Below are 19,691 nucleotides of genomic sequence, written 5' to 3' on the forward strand. Positions count from 1 at the left end.
CAAATTAACATTGATAAAACAAAGTAATATGAGTACATTAAACAACAAAGTAATCCTTGTGACCGGAGCGTCAAGAGGTATCGGGGCTGAAATAGCACAACAATTGGCTTCAGCCGGAGCAAAAATTATTGTTAACTACGCTGGCGGAAAAGAGGCTGCAGAAAAAGTAGTTGCATCCATACAAGATAATGGGGGGAATGCGATTGCCATACAGGCAGATGTGAGCAATGCTGAGGCTGTAAAACAGTTATTCGATCAGGCAATCAGTCATTATGGTAAGATTGATGTATTGGTGAATAATGCCGGAATTATGATTACAAAACTGATCAAAGACACTACTGATGAAGACTTTTCCCGTCAGTTTGACATCAATGTAAGAGGAACGTTCAATACCCTGAGAGAAGCTGCCACTAAGCTTGCTGATAACGGAAGTATTATCAATTTCTCTTCAACAACTACCAGAGTGATGATGCCCACGTATGGAACGTATGTAGCGACTAAAGGAGCTGTGGAACAATTAACCCGCGTTTTCGCTAAAGAAGTGGGAAGCAGAGGAATCAATGTGAATGCAATCCTTCCGGGACCAACTAACACCGCATTGTTTACAGAAGGAAAACCTCAGGAAGTAATAGACAGACTGGCTTCTTTAAATGCTTTTAACCGTCTGGGAGAACCTGCTGATATCGCCAAAATTGTGGTCTTTCTGGCTGGTGATGATGCCAAATGGATCAGCGGACAAACGATTGGAGCCAATGGGGCTATGGCTTAATATCATACACCAATACTATTATATTATGAAGACTTTACCAATTGCTATTGCTTTCGGATTTTTCGGAGCGGTTGCTGTCTCTGTTTCTTTTTCTTTGCAGTGGCCTACATGGGTGATGTTTGTAGCCTGGGTCAGTTTCTATATTTTCGGTAAAAAGATAGAAACCTCACTTTGGGCACTTTTACAGATTGTACTGGGAATGATGATGGCGATTCTGATACAGGTGACTGCAGGCGGATTGCAGCAGCTGATCGGAGGGTTAGGTTTTCCCCTGGCAGTTTTCCTGTACATTGGATCATTAGCCTACTTTGCAGGAACAAAAAAACTGAACAATATTCCTGCCTGGTTTCTGGGTTTAATCATCCTGTTTGGAGCTCACCCTCCACTGGAACCATTGCCTGTACTCAACTTATTAATACCCATTTTAGCAGGATTTCTATTTGCCTGGCTGAACAATAAGGTAGTTGATATGATTCATGAAAGACAGACATCAAAATCAACTGTTCAATAACAACTATTACACACAATCATTATTAAAATTTAAAAAAATGAATTCATTACAAAATAAAGTAGCCGTTATTACCGGCTCAGGAAGAGGTTTGGGAAAAGCTATTGCAGAACGTTATGCTGCGCTGGGGGCAGATATCATATTAAATTATTCCCGTGACAAAGCTTCCACAGATGAGGTAGAAAGCAATATCAAGGCTATGGGAAGAAAGGTTATTTCCGTTCAGGCAGATGTGAGCAAAGTGTCTGAGATAAAATATCTTTTTGATGAAGCTAAAAAAGCATTCGGGAAAATAGATATTGTTGTTGCCAATGCCGGAATTGAAATGGTGGAAACTCCTGTAACGCAGTTCACGGAAGAACAGTTTGACAGACTTTTTTCCATCAATACCAAGGGGGCTTATTTTACGATGCAGCAGGCAGCTTTGAATGTGGAAGACCATGGACGTATCATTTATGTTGCCTCAAGTACTACAGCTTTTCCTGTTCCCGGGATGGCAGTGTATGGCGGAAGTAAAACAACACCAAGATATTTGGTAGATGTATTGTCCAAAGAAATTGGCCATCGTGGAGTAACGGTGAATACAATTATTCCTTTTGCGGTAGATCATTCGGGAATTTTTGCGGAAGAAGGAAGCTATCCTGAATTGAGAAAATCCCTGATTGACAGCTGTCCGATGGGAAGACTGGCGGAAGTAGAAGATGTAGCCAATATTGCAGAATTCTTTGCCAGTGATCTTTCTTCATTTGTGAACGGGCAGCATTTATTAGTCAATGGCGGAGCTAATCAGTAAAATAATACTATGAATATTTTTAAATTATTAAGTATGGTATTGATGATGGCTTGCAGTCTGAATGCTTGTGGACAGCGGTATCAAAACCATCAACACAAAAAAATAAAGAGTATGGATACTTCGAAAATTAAAAATATAAAAGTAAAACAGGCTATTGAAGCTTTCCAGGCAAGTGATATAGAAAAATGGATATCTCTTTTTGCTAAAGACGCAGTGTTGCTTGATGACGGTAACCCAAGAGATCTGAAAGAATTTTCAACCCATGCCATTCTTATTGAAAATTTCGTAAGCATTGATAAAGTGGAGGATAACGGAAATTCAGTGTATGGAGCATTCCACAGTGATAAATACGGAGATTTTAAAGCCTATTTTAAATTCCATTTTAATAAAGAAGGGAAAATAAACAAGCTTGAAATAGGGCAGGCAGATAATTAAAAACTCATGAGAAACTCTCTCTCAATACATTGTTTGGGAGTTTCTGTTTGTATGGAATGAACTATGAAAAAGATCACGATTTTTTTTAACAGAGAACTTTTGGGGGCACTCTATTTTAGGGGCTTTTTATTTAGGGCAGATAGACGTATAACTTTTTTTAATCCTAACTTTGCTGTGGTAAAAGGAACTATGAAGAAACTGGAGATTAAAAAAAATATTCAGAAGCAGGAAGATAAAAACTTGTCTTTCAGGGTTTTTGATTTGACTAAAGATCACTTGGATCAATATGCAAAGCCTCATAAAAAAGATCATTTCTGTATTTTTATTGTAGAACAGGGAAAACTTCAGGTGTATATTGAAGATAAAATTCATTGGATAAAAGCAGGGAAAATCTCTGTGATATTTCCGGAACAGGTGCATTTTGTAGGGGATTCAAGCGAAGATCTGATGGGGAAGATTATCCTGTTTGAGGAAATACTCTTTTGTTCTGATATTCTGAAAAATGAATTGAGTACCTATAATGTTAATCTTTCTACACAGCTCAACTGTACGATACTTTCACGGGAAGACTTTGAACAAAGCTTACGCAACACTTCAATCATCAAAGAAATTTACGAACAGCCAACTCTTATAAAGAAAGAACAGGCCAGATTTTACATTAAAATTGTCCTTCTCGGACTTATTGAATCGATTCACGGACTGCATCCGGTTCTGCATGAAAAAACAGCAGACCAGCCTATGTACGTAAGGTTTAAAAAGCTGTTGAATGAACACTATAAACTACACAGAACGGTTCAGTATTATGCAGAAGAACTGGCCATTACTTCCAAAAAATTAAACTCTATTACGAAAAAACATTGCGGAGAGACTGCTATTCAGGCTATACATAACCGTATTTTAACGGAAATTAAACGGCAGCTGATGTTTTCAGACCTTTCCCATAAAGAAATTGCTTTTGATCTGGGTTTTAATTCCCCTTCTGCTCTCAATAAATTTGTAAAAGCAAAGCTCAAAGAAACTCCCACCGAACTTCAGCAGGAACTGGCGCAAATGTATAACGCGTAGTCCTGTTTGTATAACAGGGCTTATGAAGGCTTGTCTAATTTTGTATCATTAAAATCAGATAAGAAAATGAGCAAACTATTTATTGCAGGTGAAGTCTTCCATGGCGCGGGAAGTCTTGATGAATTAAAAAATATCAAAGGAAAAAAAGCAGTTATTGTAACAGGAGGAAGTTCCATGAGAAAAAGCGGAACCCTTGATAAAGCAGTGGCTTACCTTCATGAGGCAGGCATCGAAACACAGATTTTTGAAGGAGTAGAAGAGGATCCTTCTTCAGCAACGTGTCTGAAAGGTGCAGAGGTGATGAATACCTTCCAACCCGACTGGATTATCGGTTTAGGTGGATGCTCCGCAATTGATGCTGCAAAAATTATGTGGGTATTTTACGAATATCCTGAGGTAGAATTTGATGCTTTAATCAAGCCTTTTACAGTTCCTGTTTTGAGAAATAAAGCTAAGTTTATTGCCATTCCTTCTACCAGTGGTACAGGAACGGAAACTACTGGTCTTGCGGTGATTACAGATAGAGAGAAAGGCGTAAAATATCCTGTTGTTTCTTACGAATTGACACCGGATATTGCTATTATTGATGGGGAAATCTGCGCTTCAATGCCGGCACATGTGACATCCAATACAGGTCTTGATGCATTGACGCATTGCGTGGAGGCTTATGTTTCAAATATTGATAATAATATTGCAGATGCTTTGTCTAAAGGTGGGTTAGAAATTGTTTTTGACAATCTAAAAGAAGCAGTGGAAAATCCCAATAACATCCAGGCTCGTCAGAATATGCATGACGCATCATTTATGGCTGGTTTAGCCTTCAACAATGCATGGCTGGGTATTGTTCACTCTCTTTCTCATCAGGTAGGAGCATTGTACGGAATTCCTCACGGAGCTTCCAATGCTATTTTCCTTCCGAATGTGATCCGTTATAATGCGCTGGCTACAGAACGTTATCCTGAACTTGCAAAGGTCATCGGGAAAGAAACTACGGAAGAACTGGCTCAGGCTATTGAGACGTTGCGTTCTGAAGTTAACAATCCTTCAGCGATCAAAGATTTCGGAATTTCAAAAGAAGATTGGGATAAAAACCTTGACTATATTGCAGCCAACGCTTTAGCAGATCCTTGTACAGGTTTCAACCCGAGAGTGCCTGTTTTAGAGGAACTGAAAGCAATTTACAATGCCTGTTATGAAGGTGCTGTATATGCGGAGGAAGTTGTTGCAGGATAAGATTTGAAAATACTTCAATGTGTTGATATCTAGAAATATACTATTTGTATAGTAAAAAGAAAGAGAACTCAGATTGGGTTCTCTTTCTTCAGTTATTTAATTATTTGACCATGATTTTAATGTTTTCCCTACGATCATTTTCATATAGAATACTCATCATGTAAGCCCCTTTCTCATACGTTGAAAAATCTATTTTGAGATCAAAAACATAGAGGTTTTTCCATTCGGCAAGCTTCCTTTGAGCGATATCATAAATAATGATGTTCTTTATTTTTCCTTTACTTTTCAGGTAACAAAAATCGTTGACCGGATTAGGGTAAAAGGTAAGTCCGGACTCAATGGCAGGATCTGCAGTTCCCAAAGAACCGATAGTAATAACCTTACTCAATGTTTCTGAACAGGCATTTTTATTAACTGTCAGGGTGACGGTATAACTTCCGGGAGAGGCATACTGATGAGCCGGATCTGATGAGTAATCCGTGGTGCCATCACCAAAGTTCCATAACATTGAAGTGTAATTGGTGGAGTGATTGGTGAAATTCACATTCGTTCCATTGATTGCGCCAGTAAAGTCCGAATGAAGATGAAACACATTGCTGTTCCATTGTGCAGGATTATTAAAAAAGACCTGATCAGCAATCTCCTGAAAATTTTCAGCCGTGTTTTGAGGCAGTCCGTTATAAAATGCAGAAGGGAAAACATGATCCTGGAAAACCGCAGAATACATAGAAGCTGCTACAAGGTAACTTCCTTTCGGCCCCGGATGAATATCATTATACGATCCATGAAGAGCCAGATCCTGTAATGAAGTGTAATATTGCCTTGCTGATTCTCCGGCAGGAACCATTTCCACCTGCATCAGGTTAGACATCTTAGTAATGGAATCCTTTATTTTCTGCTGAAAAGTAAAATAGACATTATATTCATTAGCGGATGGTACTCCATAGGGAATTTCATATAAGAATATTTTGGAACATGGACTGTATTTTCGGATGGAATCCCTGATTTTGCGGCCACGTTCTGCGGTCACGGAAACAGGATAAGAATGACCTGCAGATTCACCAGTACCGGGTTGCATGATAACATACTTGTAGTTTTTTGATTTTATTTCTTGGTACAGGGCAGGATCATCTACATGATTAACAAATCCGGTTCCTCCCGGAGTATGGGTTGTTATAGAAACATTCTTTCCTTTAGAAGCAGCTATATTTTTGAAAATTTCAGGCATGTCATTAAAATACGTGACACTGTTTCCTATAAACAGAACCTCATCGGATTGGCAGAAAGATAAGACTGAAAAACCAGTACATATCAGAAAGAGTAGTTTTTTTATCATATCATATGTTTTTTAGATTCTTATTTAAAAAAGGTACCTGCGAAAAACCACTTCTAGCGCAGGTACACAATACAAACGATGATTAAAAATGTTTTTTTATTATAAACCTTTTAAAAGCACCTGCAGGAAACCGCAGGTAAAAGATTAAAAGGTGTTTTAAAAATGTCAAACTTTCTGTGAAGAGGATTCCCATCTTTGTGCATTGGAAAGACAGAAGCCTGAAATCAAAAATAATGATAATAGAGTTTTTCTCATTTTAAAAATTAGGTATTTAAATAGTGATATTGCGAAGAATGAATATAATATTCGGGTATTCAAAAGTAATTGCTAATTTTGTAATGCAACTAATGTTTTGTTGTTGTTTTGTTATATAGAGTATGTAATACGTATGTATTGTATGTAAATTAGTAGTAGTGTAGTATTAATATTACATTTGTATTTTGTCGGAATTATGGTAAAAAAGCTAACTGTTTTCTTCTTATTGATTTCTTCCTTTTTCTATTCACAGCATACAGAAAAGGAGCTAAAGAATATGCTGTTTGACATAGATTTTTCTGCTGCCGGACCTAAAGAAATAGAAAAGATTGACAGCCTTATTAAGGTTTGTAAAAAAGATTCCTATAATGATTGTGCCGCATTAGGATACCTCAAAATTGCCAATATCTACGATAAAATGAATGATACAAAGAAATCCTTTTATTATATCAATAAAGTAGAAAAAGAAAACCTCATCAATTCAGATACTGACTTTGAAGTCATTTTTTACCTCCATATGCAAAAGTCTTTTTTATACCAGAAGCTGGGGGAAAGGGTTGCATCCTTTAAACAATTGGAGGAAATCTATGATAAGGCAATGAAAACAGACAATGCATATTTTATTTATCTGATTAACCGGCAATATGCCAGTAAATATGATGAAGTCAATAAAAAGGAATTGTCATTGAAGTATAATAGAACAGCATACAAATATTCAAAGATTTACAGAGAAAATAAAGGTAACCGCTATAGGATAGATAAAAACAGATTGAGTAACAGCTATAAAACTTCAGCTTATCTTGGAGGAATTTATACTGACCTCAATCAATTAGATTCTGCAAAAATATATATTGAAGAAGCCATTCACAATGAAAAAAAGGTCAATGATATTGGGGTAAAATATATTACTTCTTTCTATGCCGGAAGATATTTTAAGGCTGTTAAAAATGTTAAACAGGCTCAGTATTATTTATGGATATGTAAAAATATTGCTAAAAATTATTATAAAAGTGAAAATTATCAGATCGCTGTAGCAGGAGAACTTAAAGCTTTATACGAAAGTCTTGGGCAAAAAGACAGTATCGGTTATTATTCTAACTGGTTGTTGGATATAGAGTCTTTAAGCAGCGAGCAATACCAAACCCTGAATGATACTGTAGATCAACAGAATGAATTAGAAAATGCCGAGAGAAAGAAGGAAACAAAAAACCTTTTCTTCATCCTGTCATTGAGCATTGCCACATGTCTTCTCTTTATATTTCTTTTTCTGTATTACTATAGAAAACACAAGAGTAAAAATCTGGATAAGATTGATATCCCTCATCAGATGCCGGTACAGGAGAGTATTTTTAAGGAAGTTATACAGCTCGCCAAAGAAAATAATCCTGAGTTTTTAACTCGTTTCAATGAGTATTGCCCACATTTTTCAGAGGAGCTGCTGAAAGTTTCTCCGTTGAAAATTTCGGAAATAAGATTCTGTGCCTATATCTACCTTAATTTTTCTACAAAAGAAATCGCCGAATATACATTTACTTCAGTACGTACAGTGCAGACCAAAAAGTATAATCTAAGGAAAAAGCTGAATATTCCCGGTGATATGGATATTTATGTGTGGTTTTCTAAATTATTGAAATAAAGTCTGGCATCATTCCTCAAAATAAGAGAGGCTATTTCACTTTGAAATAGCCTCTGCTTTTAAATTAATTTCCGATGCGGTCATTAATTTCTTATGGTGGAAATATGAATGTATTGTTGTCCGTTGGTATCTTTAAGCTCAATGTTACCAATCATATCATTATAGACCAGACATGTGGTGTCATTGAACAGATACCCTTCAATAAACACAGGTCTGTCTTTAGGAAGATTATTCTGTTCATTCAGCATTTCCAGTGATAAGCTGTCAGGAAATCCTGCATTTTTTTTAAACCTGATTTCTATTAAACCATGGTCTGCCAGATAATCAAATTTCTTTAAATGGGAAGGCAGGCTGGCTTTGGTTTTAAAAACGGTTACCTTTTCAATACTGCTTTTGTAAAGATCAAACATAGTGTCCGTTCCAATGGCATTATTATAAACCGCAAACTTTACATGGGTATTTTTTTGCGCCAGCAGTACTCCTGAAAAGAATACAAGCAATAGATATAGTAGCTTTTTCATAATTAAAATAAATTTTTTGAAGGTTTGATTAATTTCTGTTTTTTACCATAATCCATCCCGTATATTTTATCGGGGTCTGTTTTTTGTTATTTTCATTCCATCCCATATCAAACCAATAGTTTCCGGTAGATACTTTCTTACCGCCAATGCCGCCGTCCCATTGATAGCCGTTTAATTTACTTCCTTCATGAATCTTGCTTCCATAACGGTCATAAATACTGAATTTGAAATTAGGTTTTCCAGCGAGAGCAGAATAATCAAGCACATCATTTATTCCGTCGCCATTAGGAGTGATGATATTAATAAGGTTAGGTACTGTAATTTCTACCTCTACAGGAGTACAGTTATAAGAGTCTTTTACATAAAACGTGTGGGTTCCGCGCGGAACATTGGTAAATACATTTTCATTCTGCCAGTTGATATTATCCATGGAATACTGATAAGGCGCTGTTCCTCCGATTACAGTGAGTGTAACCGAATTATTGCTGATGTTAACATCCGAAATAACAGGATGCTCAGAAGGATAAACCTTTACAGTCTGTCTGGTGGTACATTCTCTGTTTTTAAGATCTACCCAATACGTTCCCACTCCGACATTGTTGATGGATGGTGTTGTTGCTCCGGTACTCCATAGGTAAGAGGTGAATCCGGGGCCGGCATCCAGAGTGGTGGTATTTTCCATACAGATAATTTTATCTTTTAATACATCCGAGTAGGAAGGAGGAATAACCGTAAGGGTAACCTCTGCAATTCTGTAACATCCGTTGGCATTGCTTATCTTAATATAAACCACTCCGTCTGGAGCAATATAACTGGCTGGGGTCAGGATTTCATTGGTTCCGCTGTGGGCATCGGCAGGAGAAGGATAATATTGTTTGATTGTTCCCGGCTGTACATTCACTCCTGCTGAAGTTAAATTAAACAGACCCAATACAGGATTGGAAGGCTCAAAACATGATCTTAAGGCAGCATCTTTAACAATTGGGCTTTCGGAAACCGTTAGCGTTAAAGTTATCTGCTCACAATCTGTAAAGTCAGGATTGTTTCCACAAAACTTATAAACAATAGTGTCTGTACCCATATACCCGAAATTTGGGACATACGTAATCACTCCTGCCGGATCAATAGTAGCGGTACCGTTTGCCGGAGGTGTTAAAATAGTTACTGTACTCGGAACATAGCTTTGAGTAGAATTGGTAAACTGAGGGACGATAGCCTGATAGCCTTCGCAGACAGTCATTGCCTTGGTAGACTCTTCAAGACAGGTATACACCTTATAAACCGGAGTGATTGCCGGAGTACATGAACCTACAGCGATTCTTACCGTATAATTTCCGGCAACCAATGGAGTATAAGAGTTGCTATTGGCTCCTGTAATAGGGTTTCCATTCAAAAACCATTGGTAAGTATCATAGCTGTCATCCACTTCAAGAACAATACCAGGAATACATTCTCCTGTCTGTTTAGCGATCAGCGGGATGGATGAGAAACCTGCAAAATAGCCTCCATATCCGGATGTGCTGTAGCCTCCATTAATCCCTGCGGTTACAGCTTTGTTAGAAATAACAGTTACATTTCCGGTAATCGATGGGATGGCATAAGTTACCCAGCTGTTATTTCCCGTTAATGGAAAAGGGCCTTCTGTTGCCAATGGAGGATTTCCATTGACAGTGACTGTAGCTCCTGCTTCTGTCAAAATATTCAGTTTTACAATAGTTCCGTTAGGAACAGTACTTGTTGTTCCTGTTCCGGTGGGCATTTCATTGATCTTCCCGATTTCATCAATTTTTCTGGGTAAAAAGCAGTTTAACGGTGGAATATAGTTGAATCCACATGTTGCGCTGCTGTTATTTACAGAAACCAGTTGGTATAAATAGACATTTTTTGAAGTGGTAATAAACATGTTAAAATGCCCGGAAGTTCCCTGCTGAACATAATTGATTCCTGAAATTCTGTAAAAATCACCACTGTTTATGGTGGCAATAGGAGTGTTGGAACCATTAATAAATATTTGGGTATGATCTTCCGTTCCCACAATGATACCTCCTTCCAGATCATCATTGGTAGATCTTGTTCTTACCATGGCAAAAGTACTTCCAAGTCTTTCTGTAGGAACAGACTGATCGAGAATGGCATCGGACCCTGATCCGGTATTGTTTCCAAAATTTCCGTTGACATTTCCGTTGGTAAGGGTAATGGGTTTATCAGAAACAATTTTAGCCCCGATAAAAGCAGACTGGTTTTGGCCACCCATCCCAGGCCCACCTGCAAAAATAAAAGACTGTCCTTTATTAAGGGTAATAGTCTGCGTGTTGGTTACAGGTGCAGCTCCAAAGAACGTTACAGTTCCGCTCCATGTGGCAGTTACTACCGTATTGTTTTCAGTAGCCAGTATTCCTGCTGTAAAATTATATCCGCTAAGTGATGAGGTAGTAGGAGTTCCTGCGACATAGAATTCCTTACCAATCCCTGCTTTTCCTTTACTTGTTATAATTTCAGCGTGTGTAGTATTGCTTACCATTCTTAATGAACAATAAAATGGCTTTGTTCCCTGCACATGCAGTCCTTTGTTGATAACACTATAAGCATCTGACGTTACATTGGCAGCGATAACAGCAATGGGTACAACAAATATCTGAGGAGCCCCTTTACTGATGGTAACATTACCGATCGGAGTATTGTTGTTGTTTATCGTCACAACAAAAGGAGTTGCAGAATCAGTAGAAAGATATAGTGCCTGTGTATAACTTGTGGAGGCATAATAAGGAGCAAACCAGTGATCGGTGTCTCTTTGAGCCGAAATATGAATGCCCAAAAGAATGAATAATAAACTGAATATAATATTTTTCATGAATTACAGAATTTTGATTCTAAAAAATTGAATTTTCATCTACAAAAGAGATTATGATTCCTTTATAAATTTCTTCTGAACGGTAATGCCTCCATCCTCAATCTCTATCATATACATTCCGTGGATGAGATTGCTGACATCAATAGCATTGTTAAGAATAATTCCGGTTGATATAAGTCTTCCAACAGCACTGTAAATTTTATACTGAGCCTTTGCACTTATGTTTTTTACATACAATACAGAACTTACCGGATTGGGATAAATGTGGATCTCCGATTGGTTAAGCGAATTCGGTACTGGCTGCTTCGAAATTCTGACCGTATAATCTTCCACTTCACCATCTTTGAATTTGGTACAGTTCACAGGAATACCGTCTTTTTGTAAAGCTACTCTCATCACTACATATTTATGATCGGTCATACTGATGAAAGCTTCTGTCGGAACTGAGAAAACAGTACTTGCCGTTGGATTTCCGTTAGGGCCGTCCGCCAAAATTCTTTCGTTGATATCAAATTCTCCGTTTCTGTTGAAGTCGATCCAGACAGCAATACCTGCGTTAGTTCCTGAACTTAAAGTCTTATCAATAGTAATCTGGTTTCCTTTTGATCCTTGAATCAAATCAATAAATTGTAAAGGATTTCCTGTATAATCCGTATAGGGTGATGCGAGCGATTCATTGATCATTTCCTTATTACCATTAGGTTTCACAGTAACCTTTGAAATAAATTCTGTTGTGGAATTGGCTGCTGACATCGGGCAGTAGATTACAGTAGGAGTAGTGAAATAGTATAGTTTGGTAAAATTTCCCGGTACTCCGTTACAGATATTGGCCACCTGCATTTCGTATTTGGTAAGTTCCAGCAAACCTGTAATGGTGTAAGTATTGGTAATCACAGGAACATCAGTCCAGCTTGGAATTCCTACCTTTCTGTATTTCAGCAGGTAAGTGGCTCCCGGAAACGAATCCCATACCACTTCTGCCGTTGTTGGAGTAATCTGAGTGATCATAAGCCCAGGAGGAGAGATTAATTCACAAATTCTTTCTGTAGTAAATACCTTCGGGTTAGACCACGGATTGGCGGTTAGTTCTCCATTACAGATATTGGCTACCTGCACTTCATACGTTTTGAATGAATCAAGGTTTGGAATCGTGTATGAATTTGCCGGTGGCTGAGGGATTGCTGGCATATTCCATGGAATAGTGCCCACTTCTCTCCATCTTAAAATATAGGACGCACTCGGAACAATTGGGTTCCAGGTAATCAGTGCTGAGTTGGAGGTTACATTGCTTATAGTTACAAATGGTGGAGTAGGATCACATCTTGTTGTAAATGTTTTTATAGGAGTGTAAGCTCCGATTCCGCCACTACCACAAACTGCTGCAATTCTTACCTCATAAGCTGTAGCCGGAGTTAAAGTATTGATTGTTATGGGCGGATTTCCTCCTAAAACAGAAAGGTTCAAAGTTGTCCAAGCAGAAGCAGGTGTTGTAACAGGTCTGTATTCCAGGATAAAAGCATTATTGTTAGCGGATGCAGTCCAGTTTATATTCACTGAATTATGGGTAATATTGGTAAATACAGGATTTCCAGGTGTTGCATTACTGCATGGTCTTAATCTTACACTATAATCTTCTACTTCACCATTGGCTGGATCTGTACACATTACTGGAGCGCTGGTTCGTTTCATTACCACTCTCATGGTAGTTGTTAAAGGTCCTGTATAAACTCCCGTTGCGGGAACATCAAAAGTGGCTGTTATTGGAGTCGTTGTGCTGGCTGCAGAAGTCAGTACCTTTTCAGTATCGGTGAAAATTCCATCTCGGTCCCAATCGATCCATGCATTTACAGCATCAGCATATTGAGTTCCTACCCAGCCTTTAGAAACCGACAGTTGATTTCCCTGAGAACCGATTTCAAGATTAATAAGCGTGGCTGTCGATGTATAACTGATATAATTTGTCTGAACAGAAGTGTTATCCATTATCGGAAAGTTGACAGGGGTCACTTTTACATTTGAAATATAATCGTTCGTTCCTGTTCCGGTCATGCTGCAATAGGTCAGTGGCGGAGTCGTAAAACTTATGCTGGAAGAGAATGCTCCCTGGTTTCCGTTGCATATCGTTGCAATTTGTACCTGATATCCGGTCTGCTCGGTAAGTCCCGTTATGGTATAAAAGCTTTGTCCTGCAGGAAGAGTCTGCCCTGTTGGACTCGGAAACCATGTTCCTGTACTTCCTTGTCTCCATCTGATAACATAAGTAGCATTAGCAGCAGGCATCCATGATACATAAGCGGTATTATGGGTAAGGTTGTTCACTGCAATATTAGCAGGAGCAGCAGTAGTACAAGGCTGAAGATCAATAAATTTCACATAATAATCTTCAACTTCTCCATTGCTGGTTAAAGGTCCGCAGGCGTTGGCTGGAGTGAGAGAATATACGATGACGCGCATTTTTACCTTACTTGTTCCCATATAGGCATTTGCAGGTACATCAAAAGTAGCGGTAACAGGAGTCGTGTTTGAATAGCCCAGATTCATAATTCTTTCCCCACCAGGACTTGTTGCCGGATTATTATCAAAAATACCGTCACCGTTAAAATCGATCCATGCATTGGTAGAATACGTTCCTGATATAATTGATCTTCCTACAGACAACGTATTATTCACTGAATTTCTAAGCAGCGTAACTGTCTTTGCAGGATCTGTAGAGTAATCTGTATACGTTGTTGGCCCGGAATTATTACTGGTTAAAGGGACATTAGTACCGATCATAGTCACATTGTTGATATAACCGTTTGTAACGGTTGCCGTGGCTGCATTACAATAAGTCAGAGCCGGAGTTGTAAAACTGGCAGGCGCAGAAAATACGCCCTGAGTTCCACAGATTGTTGCGATCTCTACCTCATATTGTGTTTGCTCAGTTAAGGAAGTAAGCGTTACACTATTGGTAAAAGGAGTTGTTATAGTAATGGTTTGCCATGTAAGGGAAGGAGGGATTCTGTATCTTACCACATACGTTGCATTGGCTGTTGCATTCCAGGTAACATTGGCTGAGGTAGCGGTAATATTACTCACAGCAATATTGGCCGGAGGCGTATTGGTGCAGCTTGGTAACGTTGTACCTGTTAATTGTACTCTTGGAAGTACAGCATACCGGCTTGTTGCCGTAGGAAGGTTCGCCGGATCCGGATTGGTTGTTGAATTATAATAAATCATTCCACGGTTATTTCCCGCAGAATAACTTCCCCAGTTTGCGGTACATGAGGTCCCTGTTGAATTTTCGTCAACACCTATCACCACATTGCTGACACCATCCCATAAGAATGGAGTACTTAATGGAATTTCAACCCATGTACCAGCTGCCATTGTCGGTAAAGTACCGGAATACACCTGTGTTAAAGAAGTTGAAGGTACCCAGCTTGAAGTGGTTGCAAAATCTATTTGCGTGGTGTTTCCCATATAGACCACCCACTGATTATAATTAGCCTGGGCAGCAGCAGTAGTGGAAACAAAAAATCTGATGGCTGTTATATAATTATTCGTTCCTACAGCTGCTCCAATCTCTGAAGCCATATAAATCTGCTGGGAATAATTAAATCCGGAACAAGAATAGACAGGTAGAAAAGCATGGGTAGCTGTACCTCCGCCAATCTGTCCTGGAGTAAAGGGAATACCTGCAATCCATGGTGATTTGTCAGTGGCGGAACAAACGGATCTTACCCACCAGTAGTAGGTAGCTCCGGAAGTAAGTGAACTGATATTAGCACTTGTTCCCGGATTGGGTGTACCTGCTGTTGCAGTTGTAGGAGGAGTATTATTTGTACTATAATAATATTCATAACCATTGGCTGGCGCCGGAGCTGGGGCAAGTGGAGCAGTCCAGTTCAGTGTTGCAGAAGCAGGTGCAATATTGGAGGCCGGTAAAGTCACTGGCTCAAAACAGGTGGGAGCTTGAATTACCTGAACCTCATCCAATAATACATCATCATAAAAATTTCCATTTCCTGCAGCATCTTTATCTACGGTAAACTTTAGCTGTATGGTATTTCCGACGTAACTTGCTGCCAAAGGAACACCAACTGTTCTCCATTCTGGGGAATTGGTATCACCTGACCATACCTGCACCCATCCTGAACCGTTATTTACGGCAAGTTTTAACTGATTGTTGTCGGCAGCAGGTACGGTACCGTTAAGTCCGGTCAAATGATCTTTAAACCATTCAAATTTGATATAAGGATTCGTTAATCCCGCTAAGTTGATCTGTGGGCTCACCAGTTCCACAGTGTGTTCATCAGCATAAGGTGAAGAGGCATCAACCCATGCAAAAGTTCCGGCAGGTTTTCCTCCGTTTCCGGTAGCTCCGTAGCCTGCTGCTCCGGAAAACTTCCATTTGACGTTAGCATTTGTGGATGCTGAAGAAGGGTTCTGGCTGATCCAGCATGCAGGAAGTGCACCGGTACTGAATGACTGTAAAAAAGGCACCGGAACCGGAGCGCAGGTTTGTCCCCGGGCATGACCAAAAGTCAATAAAAATAGGATAATAGGTAGAATTTTTCTCATATAGTTTCATTTTTAGTTAGAGTCTGTTATTCAATTTGCTTACTTACTCCTGTGAAAGATATGCGGAGTTCTTCCATAGAATTTGTTTGATAAATTCATAGAAAAACTCTGTTTTCAATCACAGATAGGGTAAACGGTTAAAATATATCACTGCGTTTCCTTATCACCTCTTTTAAAAAAAGTGATTAATGGATAAACAGAAAAAAATAGTAGGTACTAAGTAAGTGGGAATGGGGGAAGTTGCAGATTAGTTACAATTTGATATTTGTTCACTTTACTGCGTATAACTTGTTGCAGTTTTTAACGTGTTGGATTTCCTTTCATTTTTATAGTTTTCTTAGATTAGTTTTTATAATGATGACTTGGGTAAAAATAATTTAATAAAATCTTAATATGACTATACTTTCGTATAGTTTTAAATCAAATACTGATGAATTAAGTTGAGGTGATTCCTCACAGAATGCTTTTGGAGAAGACAATGGGTAAGTTTTACTTTTATAATGGAATGATTTTTTTGACATAGAGTTTTCGCTTTTCGTCTTTTAATGTCGTTTCTACAGCCCTACAAGACAGAAAATATTCATTACAAATATTAAAAGTTTAATAAAATAACAAAGTGTAGATTTTTTTGATATTAAAATAAATATTTGTAGTTTTAAATTTAATTATAATTAAATTTTAATAGATTTTTTTATTTTAATTAATTGTAAATATGTTTATAAAAAGTAGTCTAATAAAATAGTTTTGTATCTCTTGTTATCATGTCAAAAATATGAGTGATAAAATAAATTCAATGTATGCCAGGAATGCGTCGGGCATACCCATTTCTGAAAAAAAGAACGCATCAGACAAATATTTTAATGTACTTAAAGCAGTGTCGGAAACCAGCTTGGGTAGTGTTTATATTGCAGATCTTAAAACAAAGAAATTAGAATTTATTTCGGAAAACCCTCTTCTTTTTTCCGGTTTTGGGTCTGCTGAAGTTGAAAAAATGGGCTATAGCTTTTTTCGTAAATACACTAAGAAGGAAGATCTTGAAATATTAAAGAAAGTAAGTACGTATGGACTTAAGTTTTTTGAGTGTCTTTCACCCGAGGAGAAAAAAATACACACCATCACCTATGATTTTCATCTTAAATATACCAATAGTGTAGATGTGCTGGTGAATCACAGGATTACCCCCATAGAGCTCTGTGATGACGGAGAAATCTCTAAAATAGTCTGTATAGTGTCCTATTCCCTGAACCGGACTGCCGGAAATATCAGGATCATATCCAATACTTCAGAAAGCTATTGGAAGTATAATCTCTTTACAGGAAAATGGACGGAAGAATCTAAAGTAGCCTTAAAATTAAGGGAAATCGAAATCATACGATTGTACCTTCAGGGCTTGAAAATAGAAGAAATTGCAGAACAGCTGTTTGTGTCACCCAGTACAATAAAGTTTCACAGGAGCAAATTGTTTGAAAGAATTGGAGTGAAAAATATAATTGAAGCCATATCCTACGTAATAACGAATAATTTGATTTAAACTATACTTTTTACATGTTTCCAGATCGAAAAGCACTGAGAAACACCTTGCTTTTCTCCGTATACCTTAACTGTTTTAATTTAAAATGGGTTGCTTCCTATACCTTGTTCTCCTGAAAATTCTCCCTCTACAAATGCTATAGAAGGAGAATGTCCGGAACAGCTTAGTTAAGCTGATAATTCGTAATTACTAAACTCAGGATGAAATGAACATAGTTCTCTTCTACCTCTTTTCTGTTAATCAGTTTGTTTTTGTATTCATAAGAATTCAGGTCTCTGGATAATTTCTGATACGTTTCAAAATCGTCACCTTTCACCTTTACTCTTATATTACCATCTTTTCTGTTAATAAGTACATTATCCAAAGTCCTTACTTTAAATAAAACTTCGCATAATGTAGGACGAGCCTTCATAGAACCGATATATCTTTCAACTATATTAATCTTGAACGAATCAAATATGATGTTATTAAAAACGATTTTAGAATTAGGCTCCTGAGTGTTGAGTTCAAGTTTATAGTTCATTACTTTATAAATTTTGGCAAATATAAGTTTAATTATGCCAAAAAACAGACTGTTTTAATAGATCATTCCCATATTAATGATTGAATTTTATTCTGTAAACACAAAATCATATGAAAATGTGAATATTAGGGGCTTATCAATCAGGGTAAAACAAAGGAGGTATAAACTTTTTCTTTCCTTTTATTTTTTTCATTATAGGCATTTACGTAATTTTATTCTCTGTATAACAAAAATTCATATTAATACCAATATAATGGAAAGATATAGTTATGGAATGGTTGGCCTTGGAGTAATGGGGCGGAATCTGCTTTATAATATCGCTGACAATGGTTTTTCAATCGCAGGATTCGACCTTGATCAGGAGAAAGTTAAAGAATTAGAAGGCGGAGCTGCTTCCGAAATGAAAGTAAAAGGTACAGGCTCTCTGGAAGATTTTGTATCTGCACTGGAAGTTCCAAGAAAAATTATTCTTATGGTGCCTGCAGGAAAACCTGTAGATGCTGTGCTGGAAAACATTACCCCGCTTTTAAACGAAGGTGATATCGTAATTGATGCAGGAAATTCTTATTTTGAAGATACCAACAGACGTGTTGCTGATCTGGCATCCAAAAAACTGCATTTTATGGGAATGGGTGTGTCAGGTGGTGAAAAAGGAGCCAGAACAGGCCCAAGTATTATGCCTGGAGGAGATCTGGAAGCATTCAAACTTCTGAAACCAATGCTTGAAGCCATTGCTGCAAAAGTAGACAATGAAGCATGTACAGCTTATATGGGGAAAGGGTCTGCCGGAAACTATGTGAAAATGGTACACAACGGTATTGAATATGCCATCATGCAGCTTATCAGTGAAGCTTATGACCTTCTGAAAAGAGGTGCAGGTTTAAATAATGACCAGCTATATCAGGTATTCAGAGAATGGAATAATGGTGAAATGAACTCATTCCTTATTGAAATTACCAGAGATATTTTTACCCAGAAAGATGATTTGACAGACAACTACCTTGTTGATGTGATTTTAGATAAGGCCGGAGCGAAAGGAACCGGAAAGTGGACCTCTGAGCAAGCTATGGAAATCGGGGTTTCTATTCCTACAATTGATATTGCGGTAACGTCAAGAATTCTGTCTGCTTATAAAAACGAGAGAATTCAGGCTTCAAAAATATATACTGAAAAAGAAATCACAAAACCGGAAAACACAGAATTGTTTATTCAGGAAGTAGGCGATGCTCTTTTTCTTTCCACATTAATCAGCTATGCACAAGGATTATCATTACTGGTAAAGGCTTCTGAAGAATATGGTTTTGAAATCCCATTGAAAGATGTTGTGAAAATCTGGCGAGGAGGATGTATCATCCGTTCCGTTCTGCTGGAAAAATTCTATTCAGCATATACCCAAAATCCTAATCTTTCCAATATTCTGCTTGATCATGATATTTCTGAACTGGTAAAATCAAAAATCAAAGCGTTAAGAAAAACTGCCGGATATGCTGTTACAAACGGAATCTCAAGCTTAGGAATTCAGACGGCGTTGGGATATTTTGATGCTTATACCACAGAATCTCTTCCTGTGAATCTGATTCAGGCTCAGCGTGATTATTTCGGGGCTCATACGTATCAGCGTATCGACAGGGAAGGAGTTTTCCATACCTCTTGGCAAAGTGCAAACAATTAA

General features: G+C 37.9%; 14 protein-coding genes. 9 read left to right on the top strand and 5 right to left on the bottom strand.

What is annotated here, in order from left to right:
- Positions 1-28: 28 nt before the first annotated feature.
- The 6 genes from JOE44_RS01925 (at position 29) to JOE44_RS01950 (ending at position 4,803) form a co-directional block, all read left to right on the top strand.
- A complete protein-coding gene (locus tag JOE44_RS01925; RefSeq protein WP_209784108.1) occupies positions 29-769 on the top strand; it encodes an SDR family oxidoreductase in 741 nt (246 codons plus the stop codon).
- Positions 770-794: 25 nt separating this feature from the next.
- The gene (locus JOE44_RS01930; protein ID WP_245169680.1) at positions 795-1,280 is read left to right on the top strand and encodes a DUF1097 domain-containing protein; all 486 of its coding nucleotides are present in this window, start codon (positions 795-797) and stop codon (positions 1,278-1,280) included.
- Positions 1,281-1,317: 37 nt separating this feature from the next.
- Positions 1,318-2,070: an SDR family oxidoreductase gene (locus JOE44_RS01935; protein ID WP_209784111.1), complete on the top strand. Its 753-nt coding sequence runs from the start codon at positions 1,318-1,320 to the stop codon at positions 2,068-2,070.
- A 9-nt stretch (positions 2,071-2,079) separates the two neighbouring features.
- Positions 2,080-2,505 carry a nuclear transport factor 2 family protein gene (locus tag JOE44_RS01940; RefSeq protein ID WP_209784113.1) on the top strand — a complete coding sequence of 142 codons (426 nt, stop codon included), beginning with the start codon at positions 2,080-2,082 and terminating at the stop codon, positions 2,503-2,505.
- A 189-nt stretch (positions 2,506-2,694) separates the two neighbouring features.
- Positions 2,695-3,570, top strand: a complete 876-nt coding sequence (locus tag JOE44_RS01945) for a helix-turn-helix transcriptional regulator (protein ID WP_209784114.1) — start codon at positions 2,695-2,697, stop codon at positions 3,568-3,570.
- Between the two features lie 66 nt (positions 3,571-3,636).
- Positions 3,637-4,803 (top strand): iron-containing alcohol dehydrogenase, encoded by a 1,167-nt coding sequence (locus JOE44_RS01950; RefSeq protein ID WP_209784115.1) that lies wholly within the window; start codon positions 3,637-3,639, stop codon positions 4,801-4,803.
- A gap of 100 nt (positions 4,804-4,903) precedes the next feature.
- Here the strand turns inward: JOE44_RS01950 and JOE44_RS01955 are convergent, their stop codons facing one another.
- A complete protein-coding gene (locus JOE44_RS01955) occupies positions 4,904-6,139 on the bottom strand; it encodes a PKD domain-containing protein (RefSeq protein ID WP_209784116.1) in 1,236 nt (411 codons plus the stop codon).
- A gap of 451 nt (positions 6,140-6,590) precedes the next feature.
- On the opposite strand from JOE44_RS01955, the gene JOE44_RS01960 reads away from it, so the two are divergent.
- Positions 6,591-8,030, top strand: a complete 1,440-nt coding sequence (locus JOE44_RS01960) for a LuxR C-terminal-related transcriptional regulator (protein ID WP_209784117.1) — start codon at positions 6,591-6,593, stop codon at positions 8,028-8,030.
- Between the two features lie 83 nt (positions 8,031-8,113).
- Here JOE44_RS01960 and JOE44_RS01965 read toward each other — a convergent pair whose 3' ends face one another.
- Genes JOE44_RS01965 through JOE44_RS01975 form a run of 3 tightly spaced genes read right to left on the bottom strand, consistent with a single transcriptional unit; the run spans position 8,114 to position 15,965 of the window.
- On the bottom strand, positions 8,114-8,551 hold the full coding sequence (locus tag JOE44_RS01965; RefSeq protein ID WP_209784118.1) for a hypothetical protein: 438 nt from the start codon (positions 8,549-8,551) through the stop codon (positions 8,114-8,116).
- A gap of 28 nt (positions 8,552-8,579) precedes the next feature.
- The gene (locus JOE44_RS01970; protein WP_209784119.1) at positions 8,580-11,402 is read right to left on the bottom strand and encodes a T9SS type B sorting domain-containing protein; all 2,823 of its coding nucleotides are present in this window, start codon (positions 11,400-11,402) and stop codon (positions 8,580-8,582) included.
- Positions 11,403-11,453: 51 nt separating this feature from the next.
- Positions 11,454-15,965 (bottom strand): fibronectin type III domain-containing protein, encoded by a 4,512-nt coding sequence (locus JOE44_RS01975; RefSeq protein ID WP_209784120.1) that lies wholly within the window; start codon positions 15,963-15,965, stop codon positions 11,454-11,456.
- A gap of 772 nt (positions 15,966-16,737) precedes the next feature.
- Between JOE44_RS01975 and JOE44_RS01980 the strand changes: the two genes are divergently transcribed.
- The gene (locus JOE44_RS01980) at positions 16,738-17,496 is read left to right on the top strand and encodes a LuxR C-terminal-related transcriptional regulator (protein ID WP_209784121.1); all 759 of its coding nucleotides are present in this window, start codon (positions 16,738-16,740) and stop codon (positions 17,494-17,496) included.
- Between the two features lie 163 nt (positions 17,497-17,659).
- On the opposite strand, the gene JOE44_RS01985 is transcribed toward JOE44_RS01980, so the two are convergent.
- Entirely contained in the window at positions 17,660-18,019 is a 360-nt protein-coding gene (locus JOE44_RS01985; RefSeq protein WP_105681978.1) for a prevent-host-death protein, read from the bottom strand.
- Positions 18,020-18,272: 253 nt separating this feature from the next.
- On the opposite strand from JOE44_RS01985, the gene gndA reads away from it, so the two are divergent.
- On the top strand, positions 18,273-19,691 hold the full coding sequence (gene gndA / locus JOE44_RS01990; RefSeq protein WP_209784122.1) for an NADP-dependent phosphogluconate dehydrogenase: 1,419 nt from the start codon (positions 18,273-18,275) through the stop codon (positions 19,689-19,691).

The organism is Chryseobacterium sp. PvR013 (assembly GCF_017833095.1).
Classification (GTDB): domain Bacteria; phylum Bacteroidota; class Bacteroidia; order Flavobacteriales; family Weeksellaceae; genus Chryseobacterium; species Chryseobacterium culicis_A.

What these genes read in the sequence shown, in the direction of transcription:
- JOE44_RS01965 (WP_209784118.1), bottom strand. Translation starts at nt 8,551, where the DNA reads ATGAAAAAGCTACTATATCTATTGCTTGTATTCTTTTCAGGAGTACTG.
- JOE44_RS01975 (WP_209784120.1), bottom strand. Translation starts at nt 15,965, where the DNA reads ATGAGAAAAATTCTACCTATTATCCTATTTTTATTGACTTTTGGTCAT.
- JOE44_RS01940 (WP_209784113.1), top strand. Translation starts at nt 2,080, where the DNA reads ATGAATATTTTTAAATTATTAAGTATGGTATTGATGATGGCTTGCAGT.
- JOE44_RS01925 (WP_209784108.1), top strand. Translation starts at nt 29, where the DNA reads ATGAGTACATTAAACAACAAAGTAATCCTTGTGACCGGAGCGTCAAGA.
- gndA (WP_209784122.1), top strand. Translation starts at nt 18,273, where the DNA reads ATGGAAAGATATAGTTATGGAATGGTTGGCCTTGGAGTAATGGGGCGG.
- JOE44_RS01945 (WP_209784114.1), top strand. Translation starts at nt 2,695, where the DNA reads ATGAAGAAACTGGAGATTAAAAAAAATATTCAGAAGCAGGAAGATAAA.
- JOE44_RS01950 (WP_209784115.1), top strand. Translation starts at nt 3,637, where the DNA reads ATGAGCAAACTATTTATTGCAGGTGAAGTCTTCCATGGCGCGGGAAGT.
- JOE44_RS01980 (WP_209784121.1), top strand. Translation starts at nt 16,738, where the DNA reads ATGAGTGATAAAATAAATTCAATGTATGCCAGGAATGCGTCGGGCATA.
- JOE44_RS01930 (WP_245169680.1), top strand. Translation starts at nt 795, where the DNA reads ATGAAGACTTTACCAATTGCTATTGCTTTCGGATTTTTCGGAGCGGTT.
- JOE44_RS01955 (WP_209784116.1), bottom strand. Translation starts at nt 6,139, where the DNA reads ATGATAAAAAAACTACTCTTTCTGATATGTACTGGTTTTTCAGTCTTA.
- JOE44_RS01985 (WP_105681978.1), bottom strand. Translation starts at nt 18,019, where the DNA reads ATGAACTATAAACTTGAACTCAACACTCAGGAGCCTAATTCTAAAATC.
- JOE44_RS01960 (WP_209784117.1), top strand. Translation starts at nt 6,591, where the DNA reads ATGGTAAAAAAGCTAACTGTTTTCTTCTTATTGATTTCTTCCTTTTTC.
- JOE44_RS01935 (WP_209784111.1), top strand. Translation starts at nt 1,318, where the DNA reads ATGAATTCATTACAAAATAAAGTAGCCGTTATTACCGGCTCAGGAAGA.
- JOE44_RS01970 (WP_209784119.1), bottom strand. Translation starts at nt 11,402, where the DNA reads ATGAAAAATATTATATTCAGTTTATTATTCATTCTTTTGGGCATTCAT.